The organism is Cohnella yongneupensis (assembly GCF_042655785.1).
In the GTDB taxonomy this organism is placed as follows: Bacteria; Bacillota; Bacilli; order Paenibacillales; family Paenibacillaceae; genus Cohnella; species Cohnella yongneupensis.
Map to the genome: position 1 here is coordinate 34362 of NZ_JBHSNC010000012.1, position 24753 is coordinate 59114.

General features: G+C 49.7%; 23 protein-coding genes. All 23 read left to right on the top strand.

The genetic code is table 11. The features are described 5' to 3' along the window. The first annotated feature begins 621 nt into the window (after window positions 1–621). The 23 genes from ACFPQ4_RS04515 (at window position 622) to ACFPQ4_RS04625 (ending at window position 24737) form a co-directional block, all read left to right on the top strand. Entirely contained in the window at window positions 622–795 is a 174-nt protein-coding gene (locus ACFPQ4_RS04515; protein ID WP_378110578.1) for a DUF2281 domain-containing protein, read from the top strand. Continuing rightward, window positions 792–1169 (top strand): type II toxin-antitoxin system death-on-curing family toxin, encoded by a 378-nt coding sequence (locus tag ACFPQ4_RS04520; protein ID WP_378110579.1) that lies wholly within the window; start codon window positions 792–794, stop codon window positions 1167–1169. Before ACFPQ4_RS04515 ends, ACFPQ4_RS04520 begins: the two co-directional genes overlap by 4 nt. A gap of 109 nt (window positions 1170–1278) precedes the next feature. Next, the gene (locus ACFPQ4_RS04525) at window positions 1279–1776 is read left to right on the top strand and encodes a DUF6933 domain-containing protein (protein WP_378110580.1); all 498 of its coding nucleotides are present in this window, start codon (window positions 1279–1281) and stop codon (window positions 1774–1776) included. Window positions 1777–1818: 42 nt separating this feature from the next. Beyond that, entirely contained in the window at window positions 1819–2298 is a 480-nt protein-coding gene (locus ACFPQ4_RS04530) for a GNAT family N-acetyltransferase (protein ID WP_378110581.1), read from the top strand. Next, complete coding sequence (locus ACFPQ4_RS04535; RefSeq protein ID WP_378110582.1) at window positions 2295–3074, top strand: alpha/beta hydrolase; 780 nt, start codon at window positions 2295–2297, stop codon at window positions 3072–3074. Before ACFPQ4_RS04530 ends, ACFPQ4_RS04535 begins: the two co-directional genes overlap by 4 nt. A gap of 13 nt (window positions 3075–3087) precedes the next feature. Continuing rightward, the gene (locus ACFPQ4_RS04540) at window positions 3088–3624 is read left to right on the top strand and encodes a hypothetical protein (protein WP_378110583.1); all 537 of its coding nucleotides are present in this window, start codon (window positions 3088–3090) and stop codon (window positions 3622–3624) included. Continuing rightward, the gene (locus ACFPQ4_RS04545; RefSeq protein WP_378110584.1) at window positions 3621–4154 is read left to right on the top strand and encodes an AAA family ATPase; all 534 of its coding nucleotides are present in this window, start codon (window positions 3621–3623) and stop codon (window positions 4152–4154) included. The genes ACFPQ4_RS04540 and ACFPQ4_RS04545 overlap by 4 nt, the downstream gene beginning before the upstream one ends. A gap of 66 nt (window positions 4155–4220) precedes the next feature. Continuing rightward, on the top strand, window positions 4221–4709 hold the full coding sequence (locus ACFPQ4_RS04550) for a P-loop NTPase family protein (protein ID WP_378110585.1): 489 nt from the start codon (window positions 4221–4223) through the stop codon (window positions 4707–4709). Then, the gene (locus tag ACFPQ4_RS04555; RefSeq protein ID WP_378110586.1) at window positions 4706–5506 is read left to right on the top strand and encodes an APH(3') family aminoglycoside O-phosphotransferase; all 801 of its coding nucleotides are present in this window, start codon (window positions 4706–4708) and stop codon (window positions 5504–5506) included. Before ACFPQ4_RS04550 ends, ACFPQ4_RS04555 begins: the two co-directional genes overlap by 4 nt. Before the next feature lie 23 nt (window positions 5507–5529). Beyond that, entirely contained in the window at window positions 5530–5919 is a 390-nt protein-coding gene (locus ACFPQ4_RS04560) for a DUF2500 domain-containing protein (RefSeq protein WP_378110587.1), read from the top strand. 24 nt (window positions 5920–5943) lie between these two features. Further along, window positions 5944–6606, top strand: coding sequence for a hypothetical protein (locus ACFPQ4_RS04565; RefSeq protein ID WP_378110588.1), 663 nt, complete (start codon window positions 5944–5946; stop codon window positions 6604–6606). Window positions 6607–7014: 408 nt separating this feature from the next. Continuing rightward, on the top strand, window positions 7015–7614 hold the full coding sequence (locus tag ACFPQ4_RS04570; protein WP_378110589.1) for a TetR/AcrR family transcriptional regulator: 600 nt from the start codon (window positions 7015–7017) through the stop codon (window positions 7612–7614). A gap of 65 nt (window positions 7615–7679) precedes the next feature. Then, on the top strand, window positions 7680–10010 hold the full coding sequence (locus ACFPQ4_RS04575; RefSeq protein WP_378110590.1) for an MMPL family transporter: 2331 nt from the start codon (window positions 7680–7682) through the stop codon (window positions 10008–10010). Window positions 10011–10417: 407 nt separating this feature from the next. Continuing rightward, complete coding sequence (locus tag ACFPQ4_RS04580; protein ID WP_378110591.1) at window positions 10418–11431, top strand: LacI family DNA-binding transcriptional regulator; 1014 nt, start codon at window positions 10418–10420, stop codon at window positions 11429–11431. 438 nt (window positions 11432–11869) lie between these two features. Next, the gene (locus tag ACFPQ4_RS04585; protein WP_378110592.1) at window positions 11870–13243 is read left to right on the top strand and encodes an ABC transporter substrate-binding protein; all 1374 of its coding nucleotides are present in this window, start codon (window positions 11870–11872) and stop codon (window positions 13241–13243) included. Window positions 13244–13367: 124 nt separating this feature from the next. Then, the gene (locus ACFPQ4_RS04590) at window positions 13368–16307 is read left to right on the top strand and encodes an extracellular solute-binding protein (RefSeq protein ID WP_417287992.1); all 2940 of its coding nucleotides are present in this window, start codon (window positions 13368–13370) and stop codon (window positions 16305–16307) included. A gap of 14 nt (window positions 16308–16321) precedes the next feature. Beyond that, a complete protein-coding gene (locus tag ACFPQ4_RS04595) occupies window positions 16322–17278 on the top strand; it encodes a carbohydrate ABC transporter permease (protein ID WP_378110594.1) in 957 nt (318 codons plus the stop codon). A gap of 5 nt (window positions 17279–17283) precedes the next feature. After that, window positions 17284–18150 (top strand): carbohydrate ABC transporter permease, encoded by an 867-nt coding sequence (locus ACFPQ4_RS04600; RefSeq protein WP_378110667.1) that lies wholly within the window; start codon window positions 17284–17286, stop codon window positions 18148–18150. A gap of 14 nt (window positions 18151–18164) precedes the next feature. Further along, the gene (locus ACFPQ4_RS04605) at window positions 18165–19625 is read left to right on the top strand and encodes a gluconolactonase (protein ID WP_378110596.1); all 1461 of its coding nucleotides are present in this window, start codon (window positions 18165–18167) and stop codon (window positions 19623–19625) included. After that, entirely contained in the window at window positions 19609–20226 is a 618-nt protein-coding gene (locus tag ACFPQ4_RS04610; RefSeq protein ID WP_378110597.1) for a YIP1 family protein, read from the top strand. The genes ACFPQ4_RS04605 and ACFPQ4_RS04610 overlap by 17 nt, the downstream gene beginning before the upstream one ends. Window positions 20227–20239: 13 nt before the next feature. Next, window positions 20240–22819 carry a DUF5696 domain-containing protein gene (locus tag ACFPQ4_RS04615; protein ID WP_378110598.1) on the top strand — a complete coding sequence of 860 codons (2580 nt, stop codon included), beginning with the start codon at window positions 20240–20242 and terminating at the stop codon, window positions 22817–22819. Continuing rightward, window positions 22816–23712, top strand: a complete 897-nt coding sequence (locus ACFPQ4_RS04620) for a carbohydrate ABC transporter permease (RefSeq protein ID WP_378110599.1) — start codon at window positions 22816–22818, stop codon at window positions 23710–23712. The genes ACFPQ4_RS04615 and ACFPQ4_RS04620 overlap by 4 nt, the downstream gene beginning before the upstream one ends. A 26-nt stretch (window positions 23713–23738) precedes the next feature. Next, window positions 23739–24737, top strand: a complete 999-nt coding sequence (locus tag ACFPQ4_RS04625; protein ID WP_378110600.1) for a carbohydrate ABC transporter permease — start codon at window positions 23739–23741, stop codon at window positions 24735–24737. Window positions 24738–24753 lie beyond the last annotated feature (16 nt).

Genomic DNA, 24753 nt, shown 5'->3' on the forward strand with positions numbered 1-24753 from the left:
TTTAAATATCAAGATTTTGTTGATGCAGCTATTAGAATAATCCTTAAAAAATCTAATGGATATCAGAAGTCGAGTACGCCTATTCATTAATTAATGTACAACACCCATTGGGGGTTTGCGCCGAATCATGAAATAATTACCCTAATCCAATACGATTTAAAACGAATTGCTCACTCATTTGAAAACATTTTCTATTACAATCCACTGGATGAAGTTGAAGGAGAATTAAGATTACTTTTTCCGTCAAATCTTGAATATCTCGATGGATTTGACATTGAGCAACTACGGGAGAGAGTAACAATTGTTTTGGATATGAAGAATGGAAGCTATTCCAAGGAAGAATGATTACCTCTCCTAACACCATATTCTCGCATCGGCATTTGCCTTGGTCCGGTGCGAAGTTAAGAAGTGAATTCGGAGAAGCATCTCAGTAGCGAAAAAGTGGACCCGGTCGGATACACCATCTAACCGCATCGCGTCCTCCTTCGGGCTTAAGGTGGTTTGACATCGATGATTACTCAGATGAAATACCGGCAAGTAAGTTGTATACCTTAAAGATGACATGTTAAATCGCAAACCTTATTGGTGTATAATGTAAGGAAAGGAAATGGAGGTATTCCAATGAGCCTTGAGGAGAAATTGCTTCAGGATTTTATTACATTACCAGAAGATAAGAAGATTGAAGTAATCGATTTTGTTGAATTCCTTAAGTTAAAGACACAGCAACCGATTGAATCCTTGATGGATACCATAATTAATGAGAACCAGGACGCTCTTAAGGAGCTGGCAAAGTGAATACGATCACTGTTGAGCAGCTTCTAATATTTCATGAGAAGATTATTACAAGTACTGGCGGATCGCATGGAGTAAGAGACCGTTCGTTGCTTGAAAGTGCGATTAGCAAAGCAAATCAAACGTTTGACGGACAAGACTTATATGATGGTATAGTACGAAAGATCTCTGTCATCACATATTCTCTAATTAAGAATCATGGATTTATTGATGGTAATAAGCGGGTAGGAGTCTCCGTAATGTTACTGCTCATTAGAATAAATGGTTTGAGAATTAATTACACACAAGAAGAACTTGTGGAAGTCGGATTAAGAACTGCAGAAGGTAAATTTAATGATGAAGATATAGCAGGTTGGATATTGAGGCGTCAAGTGTAGCTACTTGATGCCTTAATTATTTATAGCAAACCGTGAGGGCCGCTACATCATCTAACACCATATTCACGCATCAGGTCATTCGGAATATAGACTAGAAGGGATCAAACCAATGATAACCATATCATGTACCAAGAAGCTTTTTGAACTCAGTTCGTTTGTTGAAGAACTAGATACTGAAATAAGCGATGAATTTTTCAAGTGGCACGCTAATATATTTCGCATGGCCAAAAAGAATAATCTAATAATCATGAATAATAAAACTAGATTTTGCTTTATTTTATTTGGGATTAAGAAGGAGCATTTTAAAAATTTCAATCAACTATTTGTGAAATATCTAAAGGAAAATCTACAAGCCGAGGGAATTCCAGAATCTAAAATAAACGAATATATTGAACAAGCAAATTCAATTAAATTTGTGAAGACGTACGATCGGAGCGTGCTTGGATCTATGACGGACATGGTCAAAACGACTGAGTTTATAGTTGAAGATTATTTACCTATTTCAGAGATGAATATTATAGATCTAAACAAGAAAAATAATCATTCCCCAATTGTAAAACTCAAAGGCTTCCCAGATCAGATGATGAAAGCGGCTCTTGGAATCTGAGGCAATGCGCCTAGAAAGATAGGGGGAATCACCATAACTAAGTTGTCGCACAGAAACCTAGCCACCCACGACCTAGAAACCATAAGCTCTTTTCCGCAATCGGTAGAGGAGCTTTTTTACATCGGCCCTAGATTCGTATATCCCCTGACGCCGGAGCAAATCGTGAACATGCTAGTTAATCGAGCGAGTCCCACTGTGGTAGTAAACGCAGACAACGATCAGCCAATCGCTTACGCGAACCTATACGATATAGACGCCGAACAGTCGACATGCTATCTGGGTAATGTCATTCTAGCAAGCGCCTATAGAGGCAAAGGCGTCGCGGAATATCTGCTGAACGTCATGATGACGAGAGCGCGTGAGGAACACCGAATCAGCAGGCTAAAGCTGTATTGCCATAATACGAATACGAGGGCATTGATCTTCTATACCAATCACGGATTTATCCCCTGCGGAAGCAAAATCATAGACAATCATGAAGGCCGAAAAATAGCGTCGATAGAGATGGAGCGTGCGTTATGAGAGACATAACTTTCGACTACCCCGTTACTCGGCTTACCTATAAAGTGGTGGGCGAGCGGGAGATCATCCTGTATGTGTTCGAGCCGGACAAGCACGGAACGGACAGGCCCGTGATCCTCTTCTTCAACGGGGGCAGCTTCAAGAAAGGCCCGCTGTCGCCCGCGCAGTTCCAACATCAAGCGCAATATTGCAGCTCGCGAGGCATCGTTGCGATCTGCGTCGATTATCGTAACGGCTATGACGAAGGGTTTATGCCCGATCAAGCGATATGCGATGCAAAATCGGCTGTCCGTTGGGTGAGACAACATAGCGAACAACTGGGCGTCGACCCGAACAAGGTCGTGGTATGCGGTGCTTCTGCCGGGGGATATGTCGCGGTGTCCGCTATTATGTTCGAGTATCTGGATGATGAAGAGGGCAATCGTGCGGATCACGTGCCGAATGCTCTGATCGTTTTCGCAGCGGGAATGGACGGCACAGATATCATGAGGAGACTGTTCCCGAACATCCAAGACCAAGCGCTCGCGATGTCTCCGTTGCACCATCCCCGTCAATGCCTGCCTCCGACGCTATGGATGTGCGGGACGGCCGACGAGCTCTACGAGCAGAACCGGACGTTCGTCGATCTCATGGTCCAAGCAGGCAATAGAATCGACTTCGTCACTTACGAGGGCATGGAGCATGGCTTTTTCAACTATGGAAAGCATGAGAACAAGTATTATCTTGAGACGAGAATCGAGATTGAGAACTTCGTTGCGGCAACGATTACTCCCTGATGAGGTGGCACAAGTGGCAAAGCGCTCTATAATTTTTGCTTTAATGGTAACTCTGCTTCTGATCGCGGGATGCTCGAACGGTTCGAAGATGGAGTGGCAGACAAAGGATTTCGGGATCCTTACTTTCGACTACCCCAAAGACTGGGTAATGCCGGATAATCCCGATGAGCAGTTCTATACATTCATCTCTAGAGAGCCATACAAGCCGTACTTGGGAGTTCAGGACTCCGTCATTATGATTTTAGGCGAGAAGACCGAAGATGCTAAAGATTTCATTCAACGCTTCTATGTGGACGACGGCAAGATCATCAGCGAGAGCGAGGAGCTTGTGGGCGGATATCAAGCGAAGAGAATAGAGACCGAGAAGACCGAAGAAGCGGAGGAAGATCAAGCTATCATCCATACGATCGCCTATGAGGTAAACACGCAGTCGCCGCTTACCGTGGTCGTTTCCATTCAATATAAGGATGGATATAAGGATGATGTCGAAATCTTCGAGCACCTAGTCAAAAGCATTCAATTCGATCCGAAAAAGAGGCAAACCCTATGATCATATGGATCAACGGAGCGTTCGGCTCCGGCAAAACGACGGCGGCGCAAGAGTTACATAGAAGAATTCCCGACTCGCATCTTTACGACCCGGAGAACGTTGGCTATTTTATATGGAAGGTCGCGCCGGAGTCGATCAAGAACGGGGATTTTCAAGATTGGCGGCAATGGCGAACGATCAATTACGAAATGCTTAAGCTGATTAGCGATAGCTACCAGGGAACGATTATCGTGCCCATGACGCTCGTCGTCCCGCAATATTTCAATGAGATCGTAGGCCGATTAAGGGCGGATGGAATCGAGATCAAGCATTTCGCGCTGCTCGCTTCCCGAGAGACGTTATTGCAACGGTTAGAGCAAAGAGGGGAACGGAGCGACTCTTGGACCGCGCAGCAAATCGACCGATGCGTGGCCAGCCTTCCCCACGAGATGTTCGGGCAACACATACATACAGACCAACTGACCGTTGAAGACATCGTACAGCGGATAGCGAACGGGACGGGAGTTGAGCTACTCCGGCCCGAAAGCTAAGACCAATGGAGGCGCTGTCCTATCAAAATTCGAATTATCGGTGCATGCGGAAGCGGCAAATCCTATATGGCTCGGGCATTGTCCAAGGAATTCGGTATTCGCCATTACGAGACGGATAATCTAGTGTGGGATCGAACCGAGGATAATCTGAGATATACGACCGAGCAGCGGGACACGATGTTGGCTGAGATAATCGGCGGAGATTCATGGATTATCGAGGGCGTTCATTATAAGTGGGGGCAAGACAGCTTTAAGGAAGCGGACGTTATTTATATTTTTCGGCCTAACCGGTTATTGCGAGAGTTGAGGGTGTGCGCAAGATTCGTTAAGACGCGTCTCGGGATTGAAAAGGGCAACTACAAGCAATCGCTTCGCAGTCTGTACACGATGATCATGGACTGGAACCGCGGATACGATAAGCAGGGGATGCGAGACATACTAGCGCTGACCGAAATCTACGTGGACAAAAGAATCATCGTTAGGCGTAACGCGCACATTTTGGCGCACATGCGTCAGCGTTATGAGCATGGTGGCAGCAAGGAGGTAACGCAATGAGTGGAAGCGGAAATATCCAGCAACCTTTGTCCGAACGGCTCAAGGATTTACTGTCCGGATGCACGTTCGAGACGAACCGAGTCGGCCATTCCGGTAGCGCGGTGTACCGCGTTAACGGCTTCAAGGGCGGAGCCGCCTATCTGAAAATATCCCCCTCCGAGTGGGACACGACGCTGCGATCGGAGATGGAGGCGCTAAGCTGGCTGAGTGGGAAAGCGCCTGTGCCGGAGTTGTTATTTTACGAACAGGTTAATGGAATGGACTACATGCTCACTTCCGAGGTGATCGGGCAAGACGCTTCGCGAGAGGCGCATCTGTCCAAGCCGGACCAATTGGTAAGATTATATGCGGAAGGAATCAAGCTTTTACATAGCCTCCCGATAGAGGGCTGCCCGCTGGATCAGTCTTTGCGTCATAAGCTGGCGGAGGGAGAAAGAAGAGTCCGGGAAGGAAAAGTGGACGAAGCGGACTTGGAAGAGGAGAATGAGCAGAGGAAGCCTATCGATATTTATAGTCAGCTTCTCGAGAAGAGACCGACGCACGAAGACTTGGTGTTCACGCATGGCGACTATTGCTTGCCGAATATAATCATCGACGGGAATCGGATCGCGGGGTTTATTGATCTTGGCAGAGCAGGCGTCGCGGACCGTTACCAGGATATCGCGCTAGCGATCCGGAGCTTGCGGCACAACTACGGGTCAGATCGATACAAGTCGGCGTTCATAGAGGCTTATGGGATCGGCGAGCTGGATGAGGATAAGGTCGACTATTATATTTTGCTGGATGAGTTATTCTAAGTTACCGATGGGAGGAAAAGAATATGCTACTGGTGGATCAATTCGGCGAGTCTCAGGGATTTTTTGCGGGGATGCCGTTGTTCTTTAAATTGTTCGGGGGTTTCGTCGTGCTCGCCATCGCGGGGACTATCATCTTCGTCATTGTTAAGGGCGTCGGAACTTGGAGCTCCAATAACGCGTCCCCGGTCGTTCAGGCCAGATGCAAGGTGATCGATAAGCGGACCGAAGTGTGGGGCGGTTCGGGAGATTCGAGCGCATCGACGAACTACTATATCACTTTTGAATTCGAGGATGGGAACCGCGTGGAGTTGCCTATCCGGTCTAACCAGTTCGGACTGATCGCCCAGGGGGATCAAGGAGAGTTGACTTACCAAGGCACGAGATTCAAAGGATTCAATCGGACGATTATGTAGGCGAAAGCCATTCGGAGGACACCGATGCAGTGTCATTACCATGAATCTAGCGAAGCGGTTAAGTCATGCGCCAAGTGCGGCAAGTCGTTGTGCGAGCAATGCTATCATACCGATTTGCCCGATTATTGCTGGGGATGCGGGCTCGATCACAGCAACGCCGAGGTGGAGCGGGAAAAGGGGATGCAAGTTCCGGCCTCGTTGCAAAGCGGAGTAGGTGCTTACGTTGTGCTGAAATTTGCAGCGGCAGGCGGGACTTATATGGTCGTTTCCTTACTGCTGACCCTTGTCTTCATGCTGGCGGGTCCGACGGTCGCAATGGCTGTAGGACTCATAACGGCGTTGACCGTCTCCAGCATTACGTATACGTACGGGATCGTCTTTTCCATGCTCGCCGACTGGCTCTTAAAGGGCGTCCAATTGGATAAGAAAATCTATCCGGCGCTGTTGTACGGAATCGGGGGAGCGCTCTATCCGTACCTGGTTCATATGGTCGTAGGGTTGAGTTTTGGATTCAGCGTCATAATCAGCATTATATCCGCGCTTATTTTTTGCGGGGTGCAAGGTTACTTTAAGCCGCAGCGGCGGCGGCTGAGCGCGCTTATTGTCGCTATAGTCGCGTTCATCACTGCGGGATTTTTGCTGACGCTGAACGGGTTTCCGTTTCCGTTCATGTGGGGGAGATGGTGAAGGGGGCAACTTGAGGCTCCGAGATAACCGGAAAAACCACCTATCTCGGGTCAAAGTAACCCCAGATCCTCCGAGATAGCCGGAAAAACCGTCGATCTCGGGTCAAAGTAACCCCAAACCCTCCGAGATAACCGGAAAAACCGTCGATCTCGGGTCAAAGTAACCCCAAACCCTCCGAGATAACCGGAAAAACCGCCTATCTCGGGTCAAAGTAACCCCAAACCCTCCGAGATAGCCGGAAAAACCGCTCATTGTCATCAACATTCCAATCCCACCGCACACCCCACCCAAATTTTTCTATAAACCAACTTGCATCCCAACATCCACCGTGCTACTATCTGTTTGAACGTTCATTCAACTTTGAACCAGCCAACGAACCAACAATTCCCTACGAGCAGAGGTGCGCCGATGACAGATGCAGACAAACGCGACAGAATAATTGCGGCCGCTTATGACGTATTATCCAAACAGGGCTACGATAAAGCCTCCACGAAGGAAATCGCGTCCACGGCCGGGGTTGCGCAGGGGCTGATCAATTATTATTTTCCGAGCAAAGATCAGTTGTTCGCGGAAGTGTTCCGACGGGAGACCGAAAGATACTGCGAATCCTTCGACGGAGTCATAGACGTTAAACGCAAGGAACCGCTGACGATGACCTCGATCGCGGAGCTGCTCGAAGTGCCGAAGAATAGAGCGCTCGAAGAGCCGGAATGGTTCCGTCTTCGCTACGAGTTGTTCGCGATCGGACTTCGCAACGACGCCGCGCGACCGATTCTCAAGGAAATGCTGGAGATCAAAACCGAGCATATCGCCCAGATGGTACAGCCGCTGACCGGATTCCCGATTGAGCAATCGCGTACGCTGGCGGCAATCCTCCATGCCATTATCGAAGGATTGGCGCTTCAGAAAATCGCCGATCCCGATTTCAAATACGACGAAGCGTATGCGATGCTATCGCAAATGCTGGGTGCGCACTACGCATCGGTTAGCGGGAAGAGAGAAGACTAAGTTTTTTCTCTTTTTGATGCATATTGTTTGACTGTTCAAACAGACAAAGAGGAGAGTGGAGAGAAATGCATAGGTTATTGCTAGGTTTGGGCGGAAGGATTCATAAGCTCAGGTGGATCGTCGTCTCTGCGTGGATCGTCTGTCTATTGCTCGGAGGCATGGCGTTCGGCAAGCTCGCGCCGCTACTTAGCGGGGGAGGCTGGGACGTCCCGGGGTCGCATTCGCTAGCCGCGGAGAAGCTGCTGTCAAGCCAGTTCGAGGGGCGATCGGAGAGTGCGATGACGCTCGTTATCCGCGATCCGCAGCATGCGGTCGGCACGCCGGAGTATAACGAGAAGCTGAAGCAGCTCGTGGATCGGCTGAAGACGGAAGAAGGCGTGGCCGATGTTTTCAGCATATTGAATGCATCGGAAGGCATCGCGGCGGGACTCGTCGGCAAAGATCCGAACATGAGCATCGCGCTCGTCGATATGGATATTAAGGCAGACTTCGTCATCAACAAAATTCCGGACTATCAAGAACGCGTCGTCGAGCAAGGCAAGAGCCTCGGCATCGAGAGCTATCTCGTCGGCGGCATAGCCTTCTGGGGCGAGAGCAGCGTGCAAAGCCAGGAAGGGCTGGCGAAGGCGGAAATGATCGTCTTCCCGCTGATCATCATTATTTTACTTATCGTGTTCCGTTCGATCGTCGCGACGATTACGCCGCTTATCGTTACGATCGCGTCCGTCATGGTTGCAATGGGAATCGTATACCTCGTCGCGAGGGAAATCGAGCTATCGGTGTTCGTGACGAACTCCGCTCTAATGCTCGGACTCGGGGTCGGCATCGACTACTCGCTCTTCATCGTTAGTAGATTCAAGTCCGAGCTCGAGAAGCCTGGCGTCACGAAGCAGCAAGCCGTCGCCACGACGCTCGCGACCGCGGGACATACCGTATTCTTCTCGGCGCTAACCGTTATCGCCGCGCTGTCCGCCATGTTCGTCGTTCCGCTCGCGGCCATCAAAGCGATCGCTTTCGGCGGCATCGTGGTCGTCTTCGTCGCCGGATTGGCGAGCTTAACGTTATTGCCGGCGGTGCTCGTCATCCTCGGAACCCGCATCAACAAAGGCAAAATCCCGTTCCTGCGCACGCGTCCGGCCGGCAAAGTCAGCGGCTGGAGACGTTGGACGATGGCCATTATGCGCCGTCCCGCGCTATTCTTGATCCTTACAATAATCGCATTGATGGCGGCCGCCTATCCGGCGCTCGACATGAAGCTGGATTCGCCTGACATTCGCACGCTGCCTGCGGATACCGCCGTACGTCAAGGCACGACTTTGATGGAGCAATCGTTCGGTATCGGCGCGACGGGCCAGATTAGCATCGTGCTTCGCAACGAGAACAATGAGCTTGGCACGCAGGATGCGATCGCGAAGATCGCGGCATTGGCCGCCCAGCTGCAAACCCAAGAGCACGTCGTTAGCGTTACTTCCGTCTCGAGCTTCTTCCCTGGCGCAGATGCCGCGACCGTATCCGGTTTGCTGCAAAATGGCGGAAGCGCACTGCCGGCGGACGTAAATCTTATGGCTAAACGTTATCTCAGCAACGATCGGCATACGAGCATACTGGAAGTTACGCTCGACCAGTACGGTTCGAGCGACGAATCTAGAGGCGTCGTAAAGCTGCTTAGAGATAAGTTGCTGCCTGCTGCTGATCTACCGGACGGGACGCACTTTAGCATCGGCGGCGAGACGATTTTCGGAATGGAAGCGTCCAAGGCGATCAACGACAGCTTGTTGCCTGCGCTCGGTATCATGCTCGTCCTGATTTTCCTGATTCTCGTGCTGACGTTCCGAAGCTTGCTGCTTCCGCTCAAAGCGATTATTTTGAACCTGTTCTCCGTGGCAGCGACTTACGGCATTCTAGTGCTCGTATTCGCGCTCGGGTACGGTTCGGAAATTTTCGATGTTGAAGCCAACGGTTATATCGTTCACTTCGTGCCGATGCTGTTGCTCGCGCTACTGTTCGGACTGAGCACCGACTACGAAGTGTTCCTCGTCAGCCGCATTAAGGAAGAGTACGATCGCACCGGCATGCACGAGGACAGTATCGCGGAAGGGATGGAGAAGACCGGTCCGCTCATTACGGGCGCCGCGGTGCTTATGGTTGCCGTGTTCATGGGCTTTGCTTTCTCCGGCGTGCCGCCGATCCAGATGCTCGGCTTCGGCATGGCCGTCGCGATCGCGCTCGACTCCACGATTATCCGGATGCTTCTCGTGCCTGTGGCGATGAAGCTGATGGGCCGCTATAACTGGTGGTTCCCAGGGCGCAAGATGGCACAGCCGCAGGGGCAGGAGAGTGCGGATGTGCAGGAAAAGCGGAAACGCGCTAGTGTGGCGGATTTGCGGGGAAGGTAAGTATGCAAAATAATTAAACGGTCTTACGCAGAATTGACTGCGCTAAGACCGTTTTCTGTTTCGAGACCCAAAGCAACTTTTTTACTGGGTTTTTCATTGTCGGTGCACTCCCCTCACTGGAACTCCGATATCATTCAACAAAATACATCTATTTAAATGAGAAATGTCGACATATAATCTTTATAGTCGCTGGTAGAATAAACCATAAGAAGTATTTGACAGAGAGTGAGCGAATCCGTCGCGCTCGATTAGCGAGACTCTGCTTGGCAGAGCAATCGGACAATGTTTAGTTAGTTGTAGAAACAAACATAATAAAAACAAAACTATAATTTTGTTTTGAAAATAATTATTTGGTATGTTAGTATCGTAATGCAAGAATGATGAAAATACCTTATAGGATGATATTTGTGCGCCGTAAAGTAACCATTCAGGAAATAGCGGATCTGGCTGGCGTATCGAAATTTGCCGTTTCTCGTGCATTATCGGGCAAGTCGGGCGTTAGTGAGAAAACCAGGGAAATGATTCATAAAGCTGCCGGGCAGTTAGGGTATTTCGTGAATGAGCCCAAGTTGCATAACGGTGCTATTCGAAATGCAGATACGACTAGTCAGTGGTCGGGGTCAATTGTCGTTCTGTTTCCGAATATTCGATTTCAGAACAAAGACTCATTGTACTGGGGACCGATCTTCGATGGCGTCTCAGCCGGCTTGAACCAGAAGGGCTTGGACATCTTGACGTTAACGGAACCGACGAGCGATCATGTATTCACGCTGTTGAATCCCGGTGCGATCCAAGGCGTCATTACCGTCGGGACGATCTCGACTTCGATCTTGATGGATATCAAGGCGCTGAATATACCTGTCGTAATGGTAGACCATTGCGATTCCACGCTGCAATGCGATACGATCCTGACAGATAATTTCACCTGCATGAAGGAAATGATCAGCAAGCTGGTGAGCAAAGGGTATCGAAGCTTTCAGTTTTTAGGGAACATTAACTATGCCCAGAGCTTCTACGAGCGATGGATCGCTTTCCGTGCTGCGTTGGACGAGTACCAGCTTGAGTTCAAGCAGAGGCCTTCGCTGATCGGCGCTGAAGCGGAGGACACTTACAACGTCATCTATGCAATTCCGGAGGATGAACTACCGGAAGTGTTCGTGTGCGCTAACGATTCAAGTGCCGGGTATGTACTGGATGCGCTGAGGGATCGCGGCATACCGCCTTCGCAATGTGCGGTAACCGGGTTTGACCATACGCATGATTATTTGCCAACGTTGGCGACAGTACATGTCAATAAGGAATTGTTGGGTATGCGGGCTGTGGACATTATGCTCTGGAGAATTGCGAATCGGCAGTCCAGCTATGAGAAAACACTCGTATATGCGGATGTACTTATTCGCGAATTCAACGGCAAAAGATAGTTTTAAGATCCAAAGGACGAGTATCGCGCTTCTTCGCGCGAGCTCGTTCTTTTTTTTTATTCCTGCGTAACGAACAAACAATTAAATAACATAATTTCGATATCAAAAAACATTTGTTATCTATTTCAGCAAAAAGTATTGACCTAAATTATGGACAATGTTAGTATCAGTTTTGGCTAACGATATAACAGTTTGTCGAATGGTGGTGGCGCTTTCAATAAAATGGCGAGTTGTGGCAAGTACATGCGTTCCATTGCGGGGTTTGACTTTAAAGATCGGCAAAGGATCATCGTTTGACGTTAAAGCAGTAGTCGGAAGTGAATTGTCCCAAACAACATAACAAGTTGTGATTCATGTAGTTTCTGGTAATCTCGAAATACTATCATTCAGTGATGGTAATTTTTGTCGATTTATGTCGAAAATTTGGGAGGAATAAAGATGAAGAAAACAAGAAATATTGCATCCCTTATCATTTGCGCAATGTTAGTGACGATCCTGGCGGCCTGCGGTAATGGAGACAAAAACAACGAAGCGAGCAGCAGCGCGCCAGCCAGCGCGGTTAGCAGCCCGGAAAGCAGCCCAGAGAGCAGTCCGGAGAGCAGTCCTGAAGTTGCGCCGGTCGACTTGGGTGGTCGTACGATTCAAATTGCACAAAACTGGGATGGTACGCCAACTGATGATACTGCCGCAGGCAAGGCGCGGTTGGACAAAATCGCCGAGCTGGAAAAACTGTACAACGTAAAAATCAAGTACATCTCTCTACCATCGGAAGAAATTAACGAGAAATTCGTTACGACGACGCTCGCTGGCGAACCGTTCGCGGATATTATCAGAATTGAATACACGAAAGCGCTTCCGGCTGCGTTGAACGGTCAATTAACGCCAATGAGCGAGTTCGCTTCTCCGACCTCTGATATTAACAATGCAAACAAGCTTCTTGTGAAAGCGCCCCCAATCGCAGGTGTAGAATACGGCTTCGACGGAGTCGGCAACAATGCGGTAATGATGCACTATAATCGCGATCTCTTCAAGAAGCTGGGCTTGCCAGACCCGCATGAACTGTACAACAACGGCGAATGGACATGGGACAAGTTCCTTGAGATCGCCAAAGCGGCGACGAAGGATACGGATAACGACGGTAAAATCGACGTATGGGGCTTCTCCGGCTGGGCAGCAAAAGCAGCTAGAGACTTCGCGGCATCGAACGGCGCGAAGATCGCGGACGATGCTACGGGTACGGAAGGCTTGACCAATCCGGCTACGATCGAAGCGCTTGAGTTCGTTAACAAGCTATATAACGTAGACAACGTCGTGAAAATCAAAACGGGCAAAAAATCCAACTGGGAAGAGCAAGATACATTCAAAGACGGGGACGTCGCAATGTTCATTACGGCAGACTGGCAAATGTGGGAGCTGCCGTTCGACTTCGGTCTCGTACCGATTCCAATGGGCCCTAAAGGAAGCAAAGATTATACGTACGCTCTTGAAGGCCACGGCTTGTTCATCCCTAAAGGCGTAAAAAATCCGGATGTTGTATTCCACATTTACGAAGAAATGCAGAACATTCCGGCATACGAAGAATATCCTTCGCAAAACTATTTGGAAGAGCGCTACAAGCATGAGGAAGACATCCAAATGCTGCGCGAGCACATTGTTGGAACGGGCTTGCTGACCTTGGATGCGGCTTATCCGGACTATCCTTGGTATACGGCGGTACAGGAAATTATCGACAATAACGCTTCCGTTACGGCAACCGTAGAGAAATATAAACAACAAGCTCAAGCTTCCATGGACTCGATCAATAAGAAATAATCGGACAAGAAGAGTTGCCAGTGGTCAGGAAATTTCCGTGCAAACGGAAATTTCCTGTTCAAATTTTTTATTTCAATCGTCGGCGTCATGCAAGAGATGCGGAATGGGTAACGGAGGACTGACATTGAAAAGGAAACAAGGGTTCAAAAAATATATGTTAACGGCTATGGCTGTTGTTCTGCTGTTCTCGACCCCAGGTCTAGTCCCCGGCGGGAAACTACAGGTCGCCTATGCCTTGGAGAATCATGTTGATCCGATTGAGGAGCCTCTCGATTATGGTTCCGATCTGTTGGATGCTACTGACGATCGCATGCCTTATATAGATTACATGGTGCAACTTGGGGACAAAGTCCGCCCGAAGCGGGAGATCATTGTGAATGCTTCCGACTATTCAGGCATCAAGGGAATGGAAGCGCGGAAGCTTGAGGACTATGAAGGCGTTGCAGGCACTTCGATCGCAACGGAAGAGCAAGGATCGATTGAATGGGAAATTAACGTAGAAGAAGATGGGCTATATAACATGTCCGCGCTGTACTTTCCTATGGAAGGAAAGAGTTCGGACATCGAGCGATCGTTGCTGATCGACGGGGCAATACCGTTCAAAGAGGCCAACTATTTACAGTTTCAACGCATGTGGGGCAATGAATCTGCCGATACATTAGCAGACAATCAGGGCAATGAATTGCGCCCTAAGCAAGTCGAGCGTCCTAGATGGCAAGAAGAAGTCTTTAAAGACATGGAAGGCTATCACGAGGCGCCTTATTTGTTCTACTTATCCCAAGGGAAACACACGTTGACGATGGTCTCGCAGAGAGAGCCGATGATCATTCGATATCTCAAAATATATCAAGTGGATGAACCGCTCCCGTATGAAGAGCTTCGGAAACAGTACGAGGAACAGGGATTGAAGGAATCGGAAGGACAATTGATCGTAGTTCAAGGCGAAGATGCTGCAAGTAAATCATCGCCGACGCTATATCCGTTATCCGATCGCTCAAGTCCGGCCGTCTACCCTTACAGCGCATCCAAAGTCAAAATCAATACGATTGGCGGTTACAATTGGAGGCTTTCCGGTCAGTGGATCGAATGGGAAGTTACCGTTCCGGAAGACGGCTTGTATAAAATCGGATTTAAATCGAAGCAGAACTTCGTCCGCGGCATCTATTCGACCCGCAGACTTACGATTGACGGCAGCGTGCCTTTCGCCGAAATGGATGAAGTTGCATTCAAGTATAACAAGAGTTATCGCATGGACGTCATGGGCGATGATGATCCGTATATGTTCCATCTGACCGAAGGTAAGCACGTTCTTCGATTGGAAGTCAGTCTGGGACAATATGCTGCGCTTATTCGCGAGGTAGAGCAAAGTCTCTTAAATCTGAATACGCAGTATCGCAAAATATTGATGGTTACCGGTACAGCGCCTGATGAGATAAGAGATTATCGCTTGGATAAACAAATCCCCGGTCTCATTGAAGGCTTTCAAACCGAAAGCGACCGGTTGAAGACGGTTGTCGATCGATTGAAGTCGTTATCCGGGCAGAGCAGCGACCAGGAAGCGCTGCTCAAGACGATGAGCCTGCAATTGGATGAAATGATCGCTAATCCCGATACGATTCCAAGCAGATTGAAGGCATTCAAAGTCAATACGGGTGGTATCGGCACATGGATATTAAAAGCCAAGGAGCAGCCGCTCGAGATCGATGCGATCTACATCGCCTCTCCCTCGGAGAAGCTGCCAAGCGGCAAAGCGTCGTTCTTCGCTAGACTGTGGCATCTAATCCTTACTTTCTTCTATTCCTTCATTATTGACTATAACCAGGTCGGAGATGTCGCCGATCGCAACAAGAAGACGATAACCGTATGGATCGGCAGCGGACGCGATCAGGCGACGACGATCAAGTCGTTGATCGACGAGACATTCACGCCCAAGACGGGCATCAGCGTTAACTTGAAGCTAGTACAAATGCAAACGTTGCTTCCTGCGACGCTGGCTGGACAAGGTCCGGATGTGGCGATGCAAATCGGCAACGATATACCCGTCAACTACGCCATGCGCAACGCCGTGGAGAATTTGGCGCGATTCAACGACTTCGAGAGCGTCTCGCAAAGATTCCGGTCCAGTGCGATGGTGCCGTACACCTACAACAGTGGGGTATATGCGCTGCCGGAAACGCAAACGTTCAATATGCTGTTCTATCGCAAGGACATCCTCAAGGAGCTTGGGCTGAACGTTCCGCAAACGTGGGAGGATGTCGAGAAGCAGCTTGCCGTGCTGAATAAGAACCATATGGAGTTCGGACTTCCGATTACGACGCAGCCGAGCTATCCGGGCGAGAATCTCGCACCGAACTCGGTCTACGCCATGAAGCTGCTTCAATCGGGCGGCGAATTTTATCGGAATGACGGTAAAGAGTCCTCTCTAGATTCCGCTAAGGGTGTCGAAGCGTTCAAGCAATGGACGGAATACTACACGGACTACAAGCTGACGGTGGAATACGACTTTGCGAGCCGGTTCAGAACCGGGGAAATGCCAGTCGGCATTGCGGATTACACTACGTACAACCAGCTGTCCGTCTCCGCTCCTGAAATTCGGGGGATGTGGGGATTCGCGCCTGTCCCGGGTACTCTTCAACAAGACGGTACGATCAATCGCGAGGTGCCGGGCGGCGGCAACGCCGTCATTATGCTGAAGCAGGCGGAAGATAAGGATGCCGCGTGGGAATTTATGAAATGGTGGACGAGCACGGACGTTCAAACGATGTTCGGCCGTGAAATGGAAGGTCTGATGGGCGCTGCCGCACGGTACCCGACGGCCAATATCGAGGCGCTCGATCGATTGCCGTGGCCGATTAACGACTATAAAAATTTGAAAGCTCAATTCGAATGGGTGCAGGGGATCCCTGAGGTGCCGGGAGGTTACTTCACCGGACGTCATCTGATGAATGCTTTCTATAAGGTCGTCAATAAGCAGGTTGACCCGCGAGAAGCCATTATTACTTATTCGCAATATGTCCAAGATGAAATCCGCTTGAAGCGTAATGAATTCGGTCTGCCGAATTGAGGGAGGGGTTAAGGATGCAACAATCGATGAGCAGCAACAGCGGAGCTAACAAGCCTTCCCATAAGCCTCCCTCTTGGTGGGCGTATAGAAAAAAGCAAATCAAATCGTCCAAGCATTCCTACTTTTTGATGATGCCTTATTCTCTCTTATTTATTTTGTTTACGATATTGCCGGTTGTCATGTCGCTCATCCTCAGCTTTACGTACTTCAACATGCTGGAGGCACCAAGATTTATCGGATGGCAGAATTATACCCGGTTGTTCCTTGAAGACGACATCTTCCTAATCGCCGTCAAGAATACGCTGTTGTTCGCGGCGATTACGGGTCCGCTCAGCTATATCGCCTGCTTTATCTTCGCTTGGATCATTAATGAGCTGAATCCGAAGATGCGGGCAATCCTGACTCTGGTGTTCTATGCGCCTTCTATATCAGGGAATATCTACTTCATCTGGCAGATGATCTTCTCGGGCGACAGGTACGGGATCGCGAACGGTCTGCTTATCAAGCTTGGGGTACTATTGGAACCGATTCAATGGCTGAAGAATGAAGACTATATTCTGATCATTATTATTCTCGTTCAATTGTGGCTAAGCTTAGGGACTGGATTCCTGGCGTTCATCGCCGGTCTGCAGACGGTCGACAGAACGCTATACGAAGCCGGCGCCGTAGATGGAATCAAAAACCGCTGGCAGGAGCTGTGGTATATTACGCTGCCTTCGATGAAGCCGCAATTGATGTTCGGAGCCGTCATTCAGTTGACGACCTCATTCGCCGTGGCCGACGTCTCCATTAACCTTGCAGGCTCGCCGAGCGTCAACTATGCGGCGGAGACGATCGTCACGCACTTGATCGACTTCGGTACGATTCGATTCGAGATGGGCTATGCTTCGGCAATCGCCACGGTCCTCTTCTGCATAATGGTGGGAACGAACTTGATCGTTCAAAAATTCCTGAGAAGGGTAGGTGAGTGACGAACATGAATATTGCTTTGCGGGTGCGCCGAAAGCGGGTTAACCGTTCTTTTGCGGGTACTGTGGTTTTGTTTGTGTTTCTTGTCGCTATAGGCGCATTCATGGTGCTGCCGCTCATCTACGCGATCAATGCGGCGTTCAAGCCCCTGGATGAAATCTTTGTATTCCCGCCGACGCTGTTCGTGCGCAATCCGACGTTGGGCAACTTCTCGGATTTGTTCAGCTTACTCACGACATCTTGGGTTCCGTTCACCCGCTACATCTTCAATACCGTATTTATTACCGGTCTCGGGATTGTCGGTCACGTGCTGCTGGCATCGGCTGCGGCATATCCGCTGGCCAAGCACCACTTCCCAGGCAAGAAAACTTTCTTCACGATTGTCGTGCTTTCGTTGATGTTCACCCCGCAGGTCACGGCGATTCCGAACTACATGATCATGTCGTGGCTGCACCTGGTCGATACGTACTGGGCGGTCATCATTCCAGCGTTCGCTTATCCGTTGGGATTGTATCTGATGAAGCAATTCATGGAGCAAATTCCCGATGCGTTATTGGAGGCTGCTAAGATCGACGGAGCCAACGAATACCGGATATTCTGGACTGTCGTCATGCCTAACGTCAGACCGGCATGGCTGACGCTGATCATCTTGCTGTTCCAGATTCTGTGGGGGACGGACGGTAATGGGTTTATCTATAGCGAGCAGCTCAAGACGCTGCACTACGCTACGAACCAGATTATTCAAGGCGGGATCTCCCGCGCCGGCGTAGGCTCCGCAGTCGCGCTGTTGCTCATGAGCGTACCGATTACATTGTTCGTCTTCTCGCAAAGCCGGATTATCGAAACGATGGCCACTTCCGGGATGAAGGATTAGAGGGGGAGAGGCGGATGGATTTGAAAAAATGGACGCTCGGTATCGTTGCAGGGGTTGTGTTGTTATCAAGCGCCCCAACGGCGAATGCTTCAGCGCCTTATGAGAGCTATATCTATAACTATTATGCAGAAGCGGTCGCAATACCGGCTCCTTATCTTCCATCCAAGTCCATATCGGGAACGGACTTCGGCGCCGGAAGCTTCAAAGAACCGAAGGACATGTACGTCTCGAAAGAGGGATTGATCTATGTCCTGGACAGCGGCAACAATCGCATCGTCGTTGCGGATTCCGATTGGAAGCTCGTGCGCATCCTGACCGAATTCGACAATAACGGGAAGACGGACGGGTTCAACAATCCGGAAGGAATCTTCGTCAAGGATGATCGCATTTACGTCGCGGATACGGAAAATCAGCGGGTCGTCGTATTGTCGACGGAAGGCATGCTGATCCGAGTCATTCAGAAGCCGCAATCGGATGTGCTGCCGCAGAGCTTTGCCTTTTATCCGCGCAAAATTACCGTCGACAACGCGAATCGCGTCTTCGTCATTGCACGGGGCATATTCGAAGGCATTATGCAGTTCGATGAGCAGGATCGGTTTATCGGCTATGTCGGCACGATCAAGATCAAGAGCAACCCCACGGATTTGCTTTGGCGCAAATTTGCGACGAAGGCGCAGCGGGAGAAGATGGCACTCTACGTTCCGACGGAGTTTGCCAGCGTAGATATCGACAGCAAAGGCTTCGTATACGCGACGAATATCGACCCGGGCTCGGATGTGCCGATTAAGCGTCTGAACCCGTCCGGCGAAGACGTACTGAAGCGATATGGCAATCTCCCGGTGAAGGGAGATGTCCGCTTTCCTATCTACGGCGCGATGAACGGTCCGTCTAAGCTGACCGATATCAAAGTGCTGGATAACGGGAAGTACATCGCGCTCGACTCGCTTCGCGGGCGGCTGTTCACCTATGACGGCGAAGGCAATATGCTCTATATGTTCGGCGGCATGGGCAACCAGCTTGGGACGTTCAAATCGCCTGCAGCCGTCGAAGCGATCGGAGACAGCATCGTTGTTCTGGATCGAGGCGCAGCTAGGATCGTGTTGTTCGAGACGACTGAATTCGGCCAGAAGGTCAACGATGCGGTAGCTTACCACTATAACGGGGACGAAGATAATGCGGCCAACGCTTGGAGAGAGGTGCTTCGCTTGAACGCCAACTATGACATCGCCTATATCGGAATCGGCAAGGCGCTGCTTATGGAGAAGCGAAGCGGAGAAGCGATCTCATACTTCAAGCAGGGCATGAATCGCAAGTACTACTCCACCGCTTTCAAGCAGCACCGCAAAGAACTTATGAAAGAGAATGTCGGAACCTTCCTGACATCGCTTGTCATCCTGCTGCTGGCCTGGATCGCATTCAAAATTTGGAGAACGTGGAGAAGAAGGAGGATTGACCGACGTGCACAATTCGATTAAATTTCCGCTGCGGTTGATTACCCGCCCGTTCGATGGGTTTTGGGACATGAAGCATGAGGGGAAAGGGCGGTTGAGCGTTGCTTTCTCGATCGTCTTTCTCCTCGTCATCGTGATGATCTTGCAGAAGCAATATGCCGGGTTCTTGGTGAACATGAACGATCCGCGCTATATAAACGGCATCGACGAGTTGAAATTCATCGTGATTCCTTTCTTCTTATGGTGCGTATCGAATTGGTCGGTAACGACGCTAATGGAAGGCGAAGGCAAGTTCAAAGATATCGTGATGGTATTGGCGTACTCGCTCGTTCCGATTATTCTCATCTATTTGCCCATGACGATCATTAGCAATTTCATGGCGCAGGAAGAGACTTCTTTTTATTACTTGTTTAATTCGTTCGCGCTCCTATGGTTCGTGTTTCTATTGTTCGTCGGCACGATGACCGTGCATCAATATACGGCGACCAAGTCACTGGTTACGATGCTGCTTACGCTGCTCGTTATGGCCATCATCGTTTTTCTAGCCATGCTCATGTTCAGCATGATTCAGCAAATCGTCGACTTTATCCGTAATTTATACACCGAGCTGGTATTCAGAGTGTAAGGAGGCCGCATCCATGTTAAACAACAAACGAAAATATGCGGCTGCAGGCTTCGTAACCGTAGGCGTTATCGTGATCATTCTCGTTATTGCGCTTGTGCTGTCTCAGCGCGGTATGCCCGCGGCGGATAAGGCTCTCTTCGAACCGGGTCATGCAGAGCAGGAGAATGGTGCCCAGCTGACCTTTCTGAAGGACGATTCCGAGGGCGTTCCCGATATGAAGCTTGTAGCGGAATCCGGCAGTCTGGCTCTGTACTATAACCCCGAAACAACGGAGGCAGCGGTACGGGATCGTCGCAGCGGTCAAATCTGGTACACGAACCCGCCAAGCCGCGATCAGGACAATAAAGCGTTGCCGTTCGAGAAGGAGAATATGTCCTCGCAGTTCACGATTCAATTCCGGGACAAGCTGACCACGCTGAACGCTTACTCGAATTTCGCTCAAAGCATCGATAAGGGGCAATTTACCGCTGAGAGCATTCAGGACGGCATACGGGTTACGTATACGCTCGGGGATATGTCCAGGGGCATCGAAGTACTGCCCAAATATATTAGTAAACAGAGGTTTGAAGAGCGGGTATTGAACAATCTGGATGATTCGACGGCCAAATACGTATTTGCGCGTTATTATCCATTAAAAACCGACCCTAACGTGTTCGAGAGGCTCGACACGACCGTATCCAGGGATCTCGTGCTTTCCAAGATGGTAGCGGCATTCGATAAAGCCGGATATACGGAAGAGGACCTGGCGATCGATAACGAAGAGAATGGGGTCGTCGGCGAGAGTATCTCGGACAAGCCTAAATTCGTCATACCGTTGGAATACCGGCTCATCGATAACCAATTGGTCGTCTCGCTCCCTGTTGGAGATATTGAAGAGCAGGCGGGATATTCCATTCGTACGATCGAGCTGATGAAATTTTTCGGTGCGGCCGGATCGGACGAGAACGGGTACATGCTCGTGCCTGACGGAACGGGCAGCTTGATCTATCTGAATAACGGAAAGATCAATGACGATTCTTATGTGCAAGCCGTCTATGGAACGGATCCAACAGCGAACACCCGCAGTCGCGCGCAAATTAGCGAAAGCGTGCGGATGCCGGTATATGGAATGAAGAAGGATGCAGGAGCATGGTTTGCCGTCATCGATCAAGGCGATGCGATTGCCAGCATCAATGCCGACGTTAGCGGCAAGCTGAATTCCTACAATTATGTCTACAGCAGATTCAACATTCGCGGCGAGGATACGCTGGAAATGACCTCTGGAGGCAAGACCAAAGAGGTCCCCATTATGTCCGACGAGCTCTATCAGGGAAATATCGAGATTCGCTACAGCTTCCTGTCGGGCGAGGACGCGAGCTATGCGGGAATGGCTGCGGAATATCAGCGTCAGCTGCGGGAGTATGGCTTACTTCGACCGCTTCAGGAAGCGAAGCTGCCGTTCTATGTTGATATGGTCGGCGCCATATCGAAGCAGAAATCGCTGTTGAGCGTTCCCTATGATGCTCTTGTCTCCATGACAACGTTCGAACAGGCGGGTCAAATCGTAGATCGGCTTCATCAGGATGGCGTATCGAACATCCGAATGCGATATTTGGGCTGGTTCAACGAGGGAATCCAGCATGGGGTTCCGAGTAAGGTCAAGCTCGACGGCGTTCTTGGAGGTTCTAAGCAATTCAAGCAATTGGTACAGCAATTAACGGATAACGGCGGCGCGTTGTACCCGGATGTCGCATTCCAACTTATTTACGGCTCGGCGCGCTTCACGCCTTCTTCGGATGCAGCTCGGTTCATTACCCATGAAGCGGCTGAACGAGCTCCTTACAATCGCTCCTTCAATCGTATGAACGATGATTTGGGAACGTATTACCTTCTGTCTCCGGCGAAGCTTCCTTATTTGGTAGACCGTTTCTTAGACAGCTATGCCTCATATGGATTGAAGAGCCTGGCTCTCAGAGATCTCGGCGACGATCTTCATTCCGATTACCGGGAAGATCGTGTCATTAATCGCGAGACAGCTAAGCGGATTGTCGTCTCACAGCTGGCGAATGCTGCGGACAACGTTCCGGAGCTGATGATTACGGGCGGAAATGCCTACTCTTGGCCATACGCCAAGCATCTGATCAACGTGCCGACATCATCTAGCCAATTCAATATTACGGACGAAGACGTGCCGTTCTATCAGATGGTTATCCACGGATATATCGATTATTCGGGAGAGCCCGTCAATATCGACGATGAGCAGAACGTTCGCAAGCAATTGCTGAAATCGATCGAATTGGGAGCGTCGCCGCACTTCACGTGGTCATACGAATCTTCATCCAATGTTAAATTTACGCAGTTCGACACGATGTATTCGATCGCTTACGAGGATTGGTATAAGCAGGCGGTTGACATGTATGAACAAGCCGATCGCGTCCTTGCCCCTTTGCGCAATGTCAGGATGACGGAACGCATCTTGTTGAGTGATAGCGTCGTTCAAGTGAACTATGAGAACGGAAGCTCGGTGTACGTCAATTACGGCGAGCAGCCGGTAACGGTGAACGGAACGACGATAGAAGCTCATAATTATGCAGTAGGCGGTGACCAAGGATGAGGAAATCCAGATTGACCTTGAGCCAAAAACGAGTGTTTCTCGGATTGGCGTTCATCGCTCCTTGGCTGTTCGGGTTTATATTCCTGTTCGCCACGCCGCTAATTCAGTCTATCCGTTACAGTATGAGCAAACTGAATGTTACAACCAACGAACTAGAGTATGTCGGCTGGAGCAACTTTAAATTCGCATTGTTTGAGGATGCCAACTTCAACAGATTGCTGATCGAAGCTGTCGGGGAGATGGCGGTTAACGTCCCTTTGATCCTATTTTTCAGCCTGTTCTCGGCCACGCTCCTCAATCAGAAGTTTTTTGGCCGTTCGTTCGCCCGAGCAATGTTCTTCCTGCCGGTCATTCTGGCCTCCGCGGCTGTTAGCGCCGCAGAGTCGGCAGGGCTGCTGAACTTGCTGGGTGATGCGAATATCGCAGAGGAGATGAACAGCGCCTCCGGCAAATTCGATACGATGTCGCTTATGTATATGCTGCTCGACGCCGGCGTTCCTACGGCATTCGTAGACTATCTCGTTAGCGCGGTCATGCGTATTTATGACATTATCAGCAGCTCGGGCGTGCAAATTCTTATTTTCCTTGCTGCCCTGCAATCCATTCCGGGAGCGATGTATGAAGTGGCGAAGATCGAAGGCGCAACGGCATACGAATCGTTCTGGAAGATTACGTTCCCGATGGTTAGTCCGCTCATTCTGACGAATATTGTTTACACGATCATCGATTCGTTCTTGCAGAGTAAGATTACGCAAACCGTGTACAAGACGGCATTCGATTCGCTTAACTTCGGATTAAGCGCCGCCATGTCCTGGCTGTATACGCTTGTCATAGGAATCGTTCTGATCGTCGTGGGCACGGTCGTGTCCAGGAAAGTATTCTATCAAAACTAATGAGCGCGAAGGGAGGCTTCAAGGCTATGATACCTGCTAAGCTGCTGCGCAAGGAAGAGCTGCGATATCGCTTAAATCGAACGAAGACGAAATCGACGGCAGCGCTATGGTCGTTGTTCCGTTATGTCATTATTATTGGGATTTCATTCGTTATCCTCTATCCGATCATTCTTAAAATTTCCGTCGCGATCATGGATAAGCAAGACATCTATAATCCGACAATCTTCTTGGTTCCGCAGCATTTCACGTGGGAGAACATCAAGATGGCTGCCGACATCATGAATTTCTTCCCGTCGCTTGGCCGTACGTTGTTATTCGTCATCATTACGATGCTGCTGCAGGCCGCTTCATGCGCGTTGGCCGGGTACGGCTTTGCCCGATTCTCGTTTCCGGGCAGCAATCTGTTGTTCATACTCGTCGTCTTAACGATTCTCATCCCGACGAGCACTTTAATGGTGCCGATGTATTTGCATTTCAGAAACTTCGATATTCTGGGACTTATTCATCTGTTTACCGGCAAAGACGGCGTGAATACGATCAATACGCTAACGCCATCCTTGATCACTTCAATGACGGCCAGCGGGTTGAAATCCGGCTTGTACATTTATATTTTCCGTCAGTTCTTCAAAGGACTGCCCAAAGAAATCGAAGAAGCGGCGCTCATCGACGGCGCGGGAGGGATCAAGACGTTCTTCCGAATTATGCTGCCTAACGCCATTCCGCCTCTCATTACCGTCATGCTGTTTGCGTTCGTCTGGCAGTACAATGATACCTTCTATACTTCGATCTTCATGGGTGAATCCGGGCTCATCTCAAATAAGCTCGCGTCGCTGCCCTCTCATGCATCGGCCTATATCATCAATTCGCTAATGAGTACAAGTCCAGGCGCGCAGCCCGATCCGAACCATGTGGCCATGGTTGTGGATACCGGCATTCTCATCGCCATCTTGCCACTCATCCTGTTGTACTTATTCGTTCAGCGGTATTTCGTTGAAAGCGTTGAACGTTCGGGCGTCGTAGGTTGATAAATACTTAATAGAT

Excerpts from the sequence above, each read along its gene's own strand:
- ACFPQ4_RS04515 (WP_378110578.1), top strand. The coding sequence starts at position 622 with ATGAGCCTTGAGGAGAAATTGCTTCAGGATTTTATTACATTACCAGAA.
- ACFPQ4_RS04525 (WP_378110580.1), top strand. The coding sequence starts at position 1,279 with ATGATAACCATATCATGTACCAAGAAGCTTTTTGAACTCAGTTCGTTT.
- ACFPQ4_RS04535 (WP_378110582.1), top strand. The coding sequence starts at position 2,295 with ATGAGAGACATAACTTTCGACTACCCCGTTACTCGGCTTACCTATAAA.
- ACFPQ4_RS04545 (WP_378110584.1), top strand. The coding sequence starts at position 3,621 with ATGATCATATGGATCAACGGAGCGTTCGGCTCCGGCAAAACGACGGCG.
- ACFPQ4_RS04550 (WP_378110585.1), top strand. The coding sequence starts at position 4,221 with ATGGCTCGGGCATTGTCCAAGGAATTCGGTATTCGCCATTACGAGACG.
- ACFPQ4_RS04555 (WP_378110586.1), top strand. The coding sequence starts at position 4,706 with ATGAGTGGAAGCGGAAATATCCAGCAACCTTTGTCCGAACGGCTCAAG.
- ACFPQ4_RS04560 (WP_378110587.1), top strand. The coding sequence starts at position 5,530 with ATGCTACTGGTGGATCAATTCGGCGAGTCTCAGGGATTTTTTGCGGGG.
- ACFPQ4_RS04565 (WP_378110588.1), top strand. The coding sequence starts at position 5,944 with ATGCAGTGTCATTACCATGAATCTAGCGAAGCGGTTAAGTCATGCGCC.
- ACFPQ4_RS04570 (WP_378110589.1), top strand. The coding sequence starts at position 7,015 with ATGACAGATGCAGACAAACGCGACAGAATAATTGCGGCCGCTTATGAC.
- ACFPQ4_RS04575 (WP_378110590.1), top strand. The coding sequence starts at position 7,680 with ATGCATAGGTTATTGCTAGGTTTGGGCGGAAGGATTCATAAGCTCAGG.
- ACFPQ4_RS04585 (WP_378110592.1), top strand. The coding sequence starts at position 11,870 with ATGAAGAAAACAAGAAATATTGCATCCCTTATCATTTGCGCAATGTTA.
- ACFPQ4_RS04595 (WP_378110594.1), top strand. The coding sequence starts at position 16,322 with ATGCAACAATCGATGAGCAGCAACAGCGGAGCTAACAAGCCTTCCCAT.
- ACFPQ4_RS04600 (WP_378110667.1), top strand. The coding sequence starts at position 17,284 with ATGAATATTGCTTTGCGGGTGCGCCGAAAGCGGGTTAACCGTTCTTTT.
- ACFPQ4_RS04605 (WP_378110596.1), top strand. The coding sequence starts at position 18,165 with ATGGATTTGAAAAAATGGACGCTCGGTATCGTTGCAGGGGTTGTGTTG.
- ACFPQ4_RS04615 (WP_378110598.1), top strand. The coding sequence starts at position 20,240 with ATGTTAAACAACAAACGAAAATATGCGGCTGCAGGCTTCGTAACCGTA.
- ACFPQ4_RS04620 (WP_378110599.1), top strand. The coding sequence starts at position 22,816 with ATGAGGAAATCCAGATTGACCTTGAGCCAAAAACGAGTGTTTCTCGGA.
- ACFPQ4_RS04625 (WP_378110600.1), top strand. The coding sequence starts at position 23,739 with ATGATACCTGCTAAGCTGCTGCGCAAGGAAGAGCTGCGATATCGCTTA.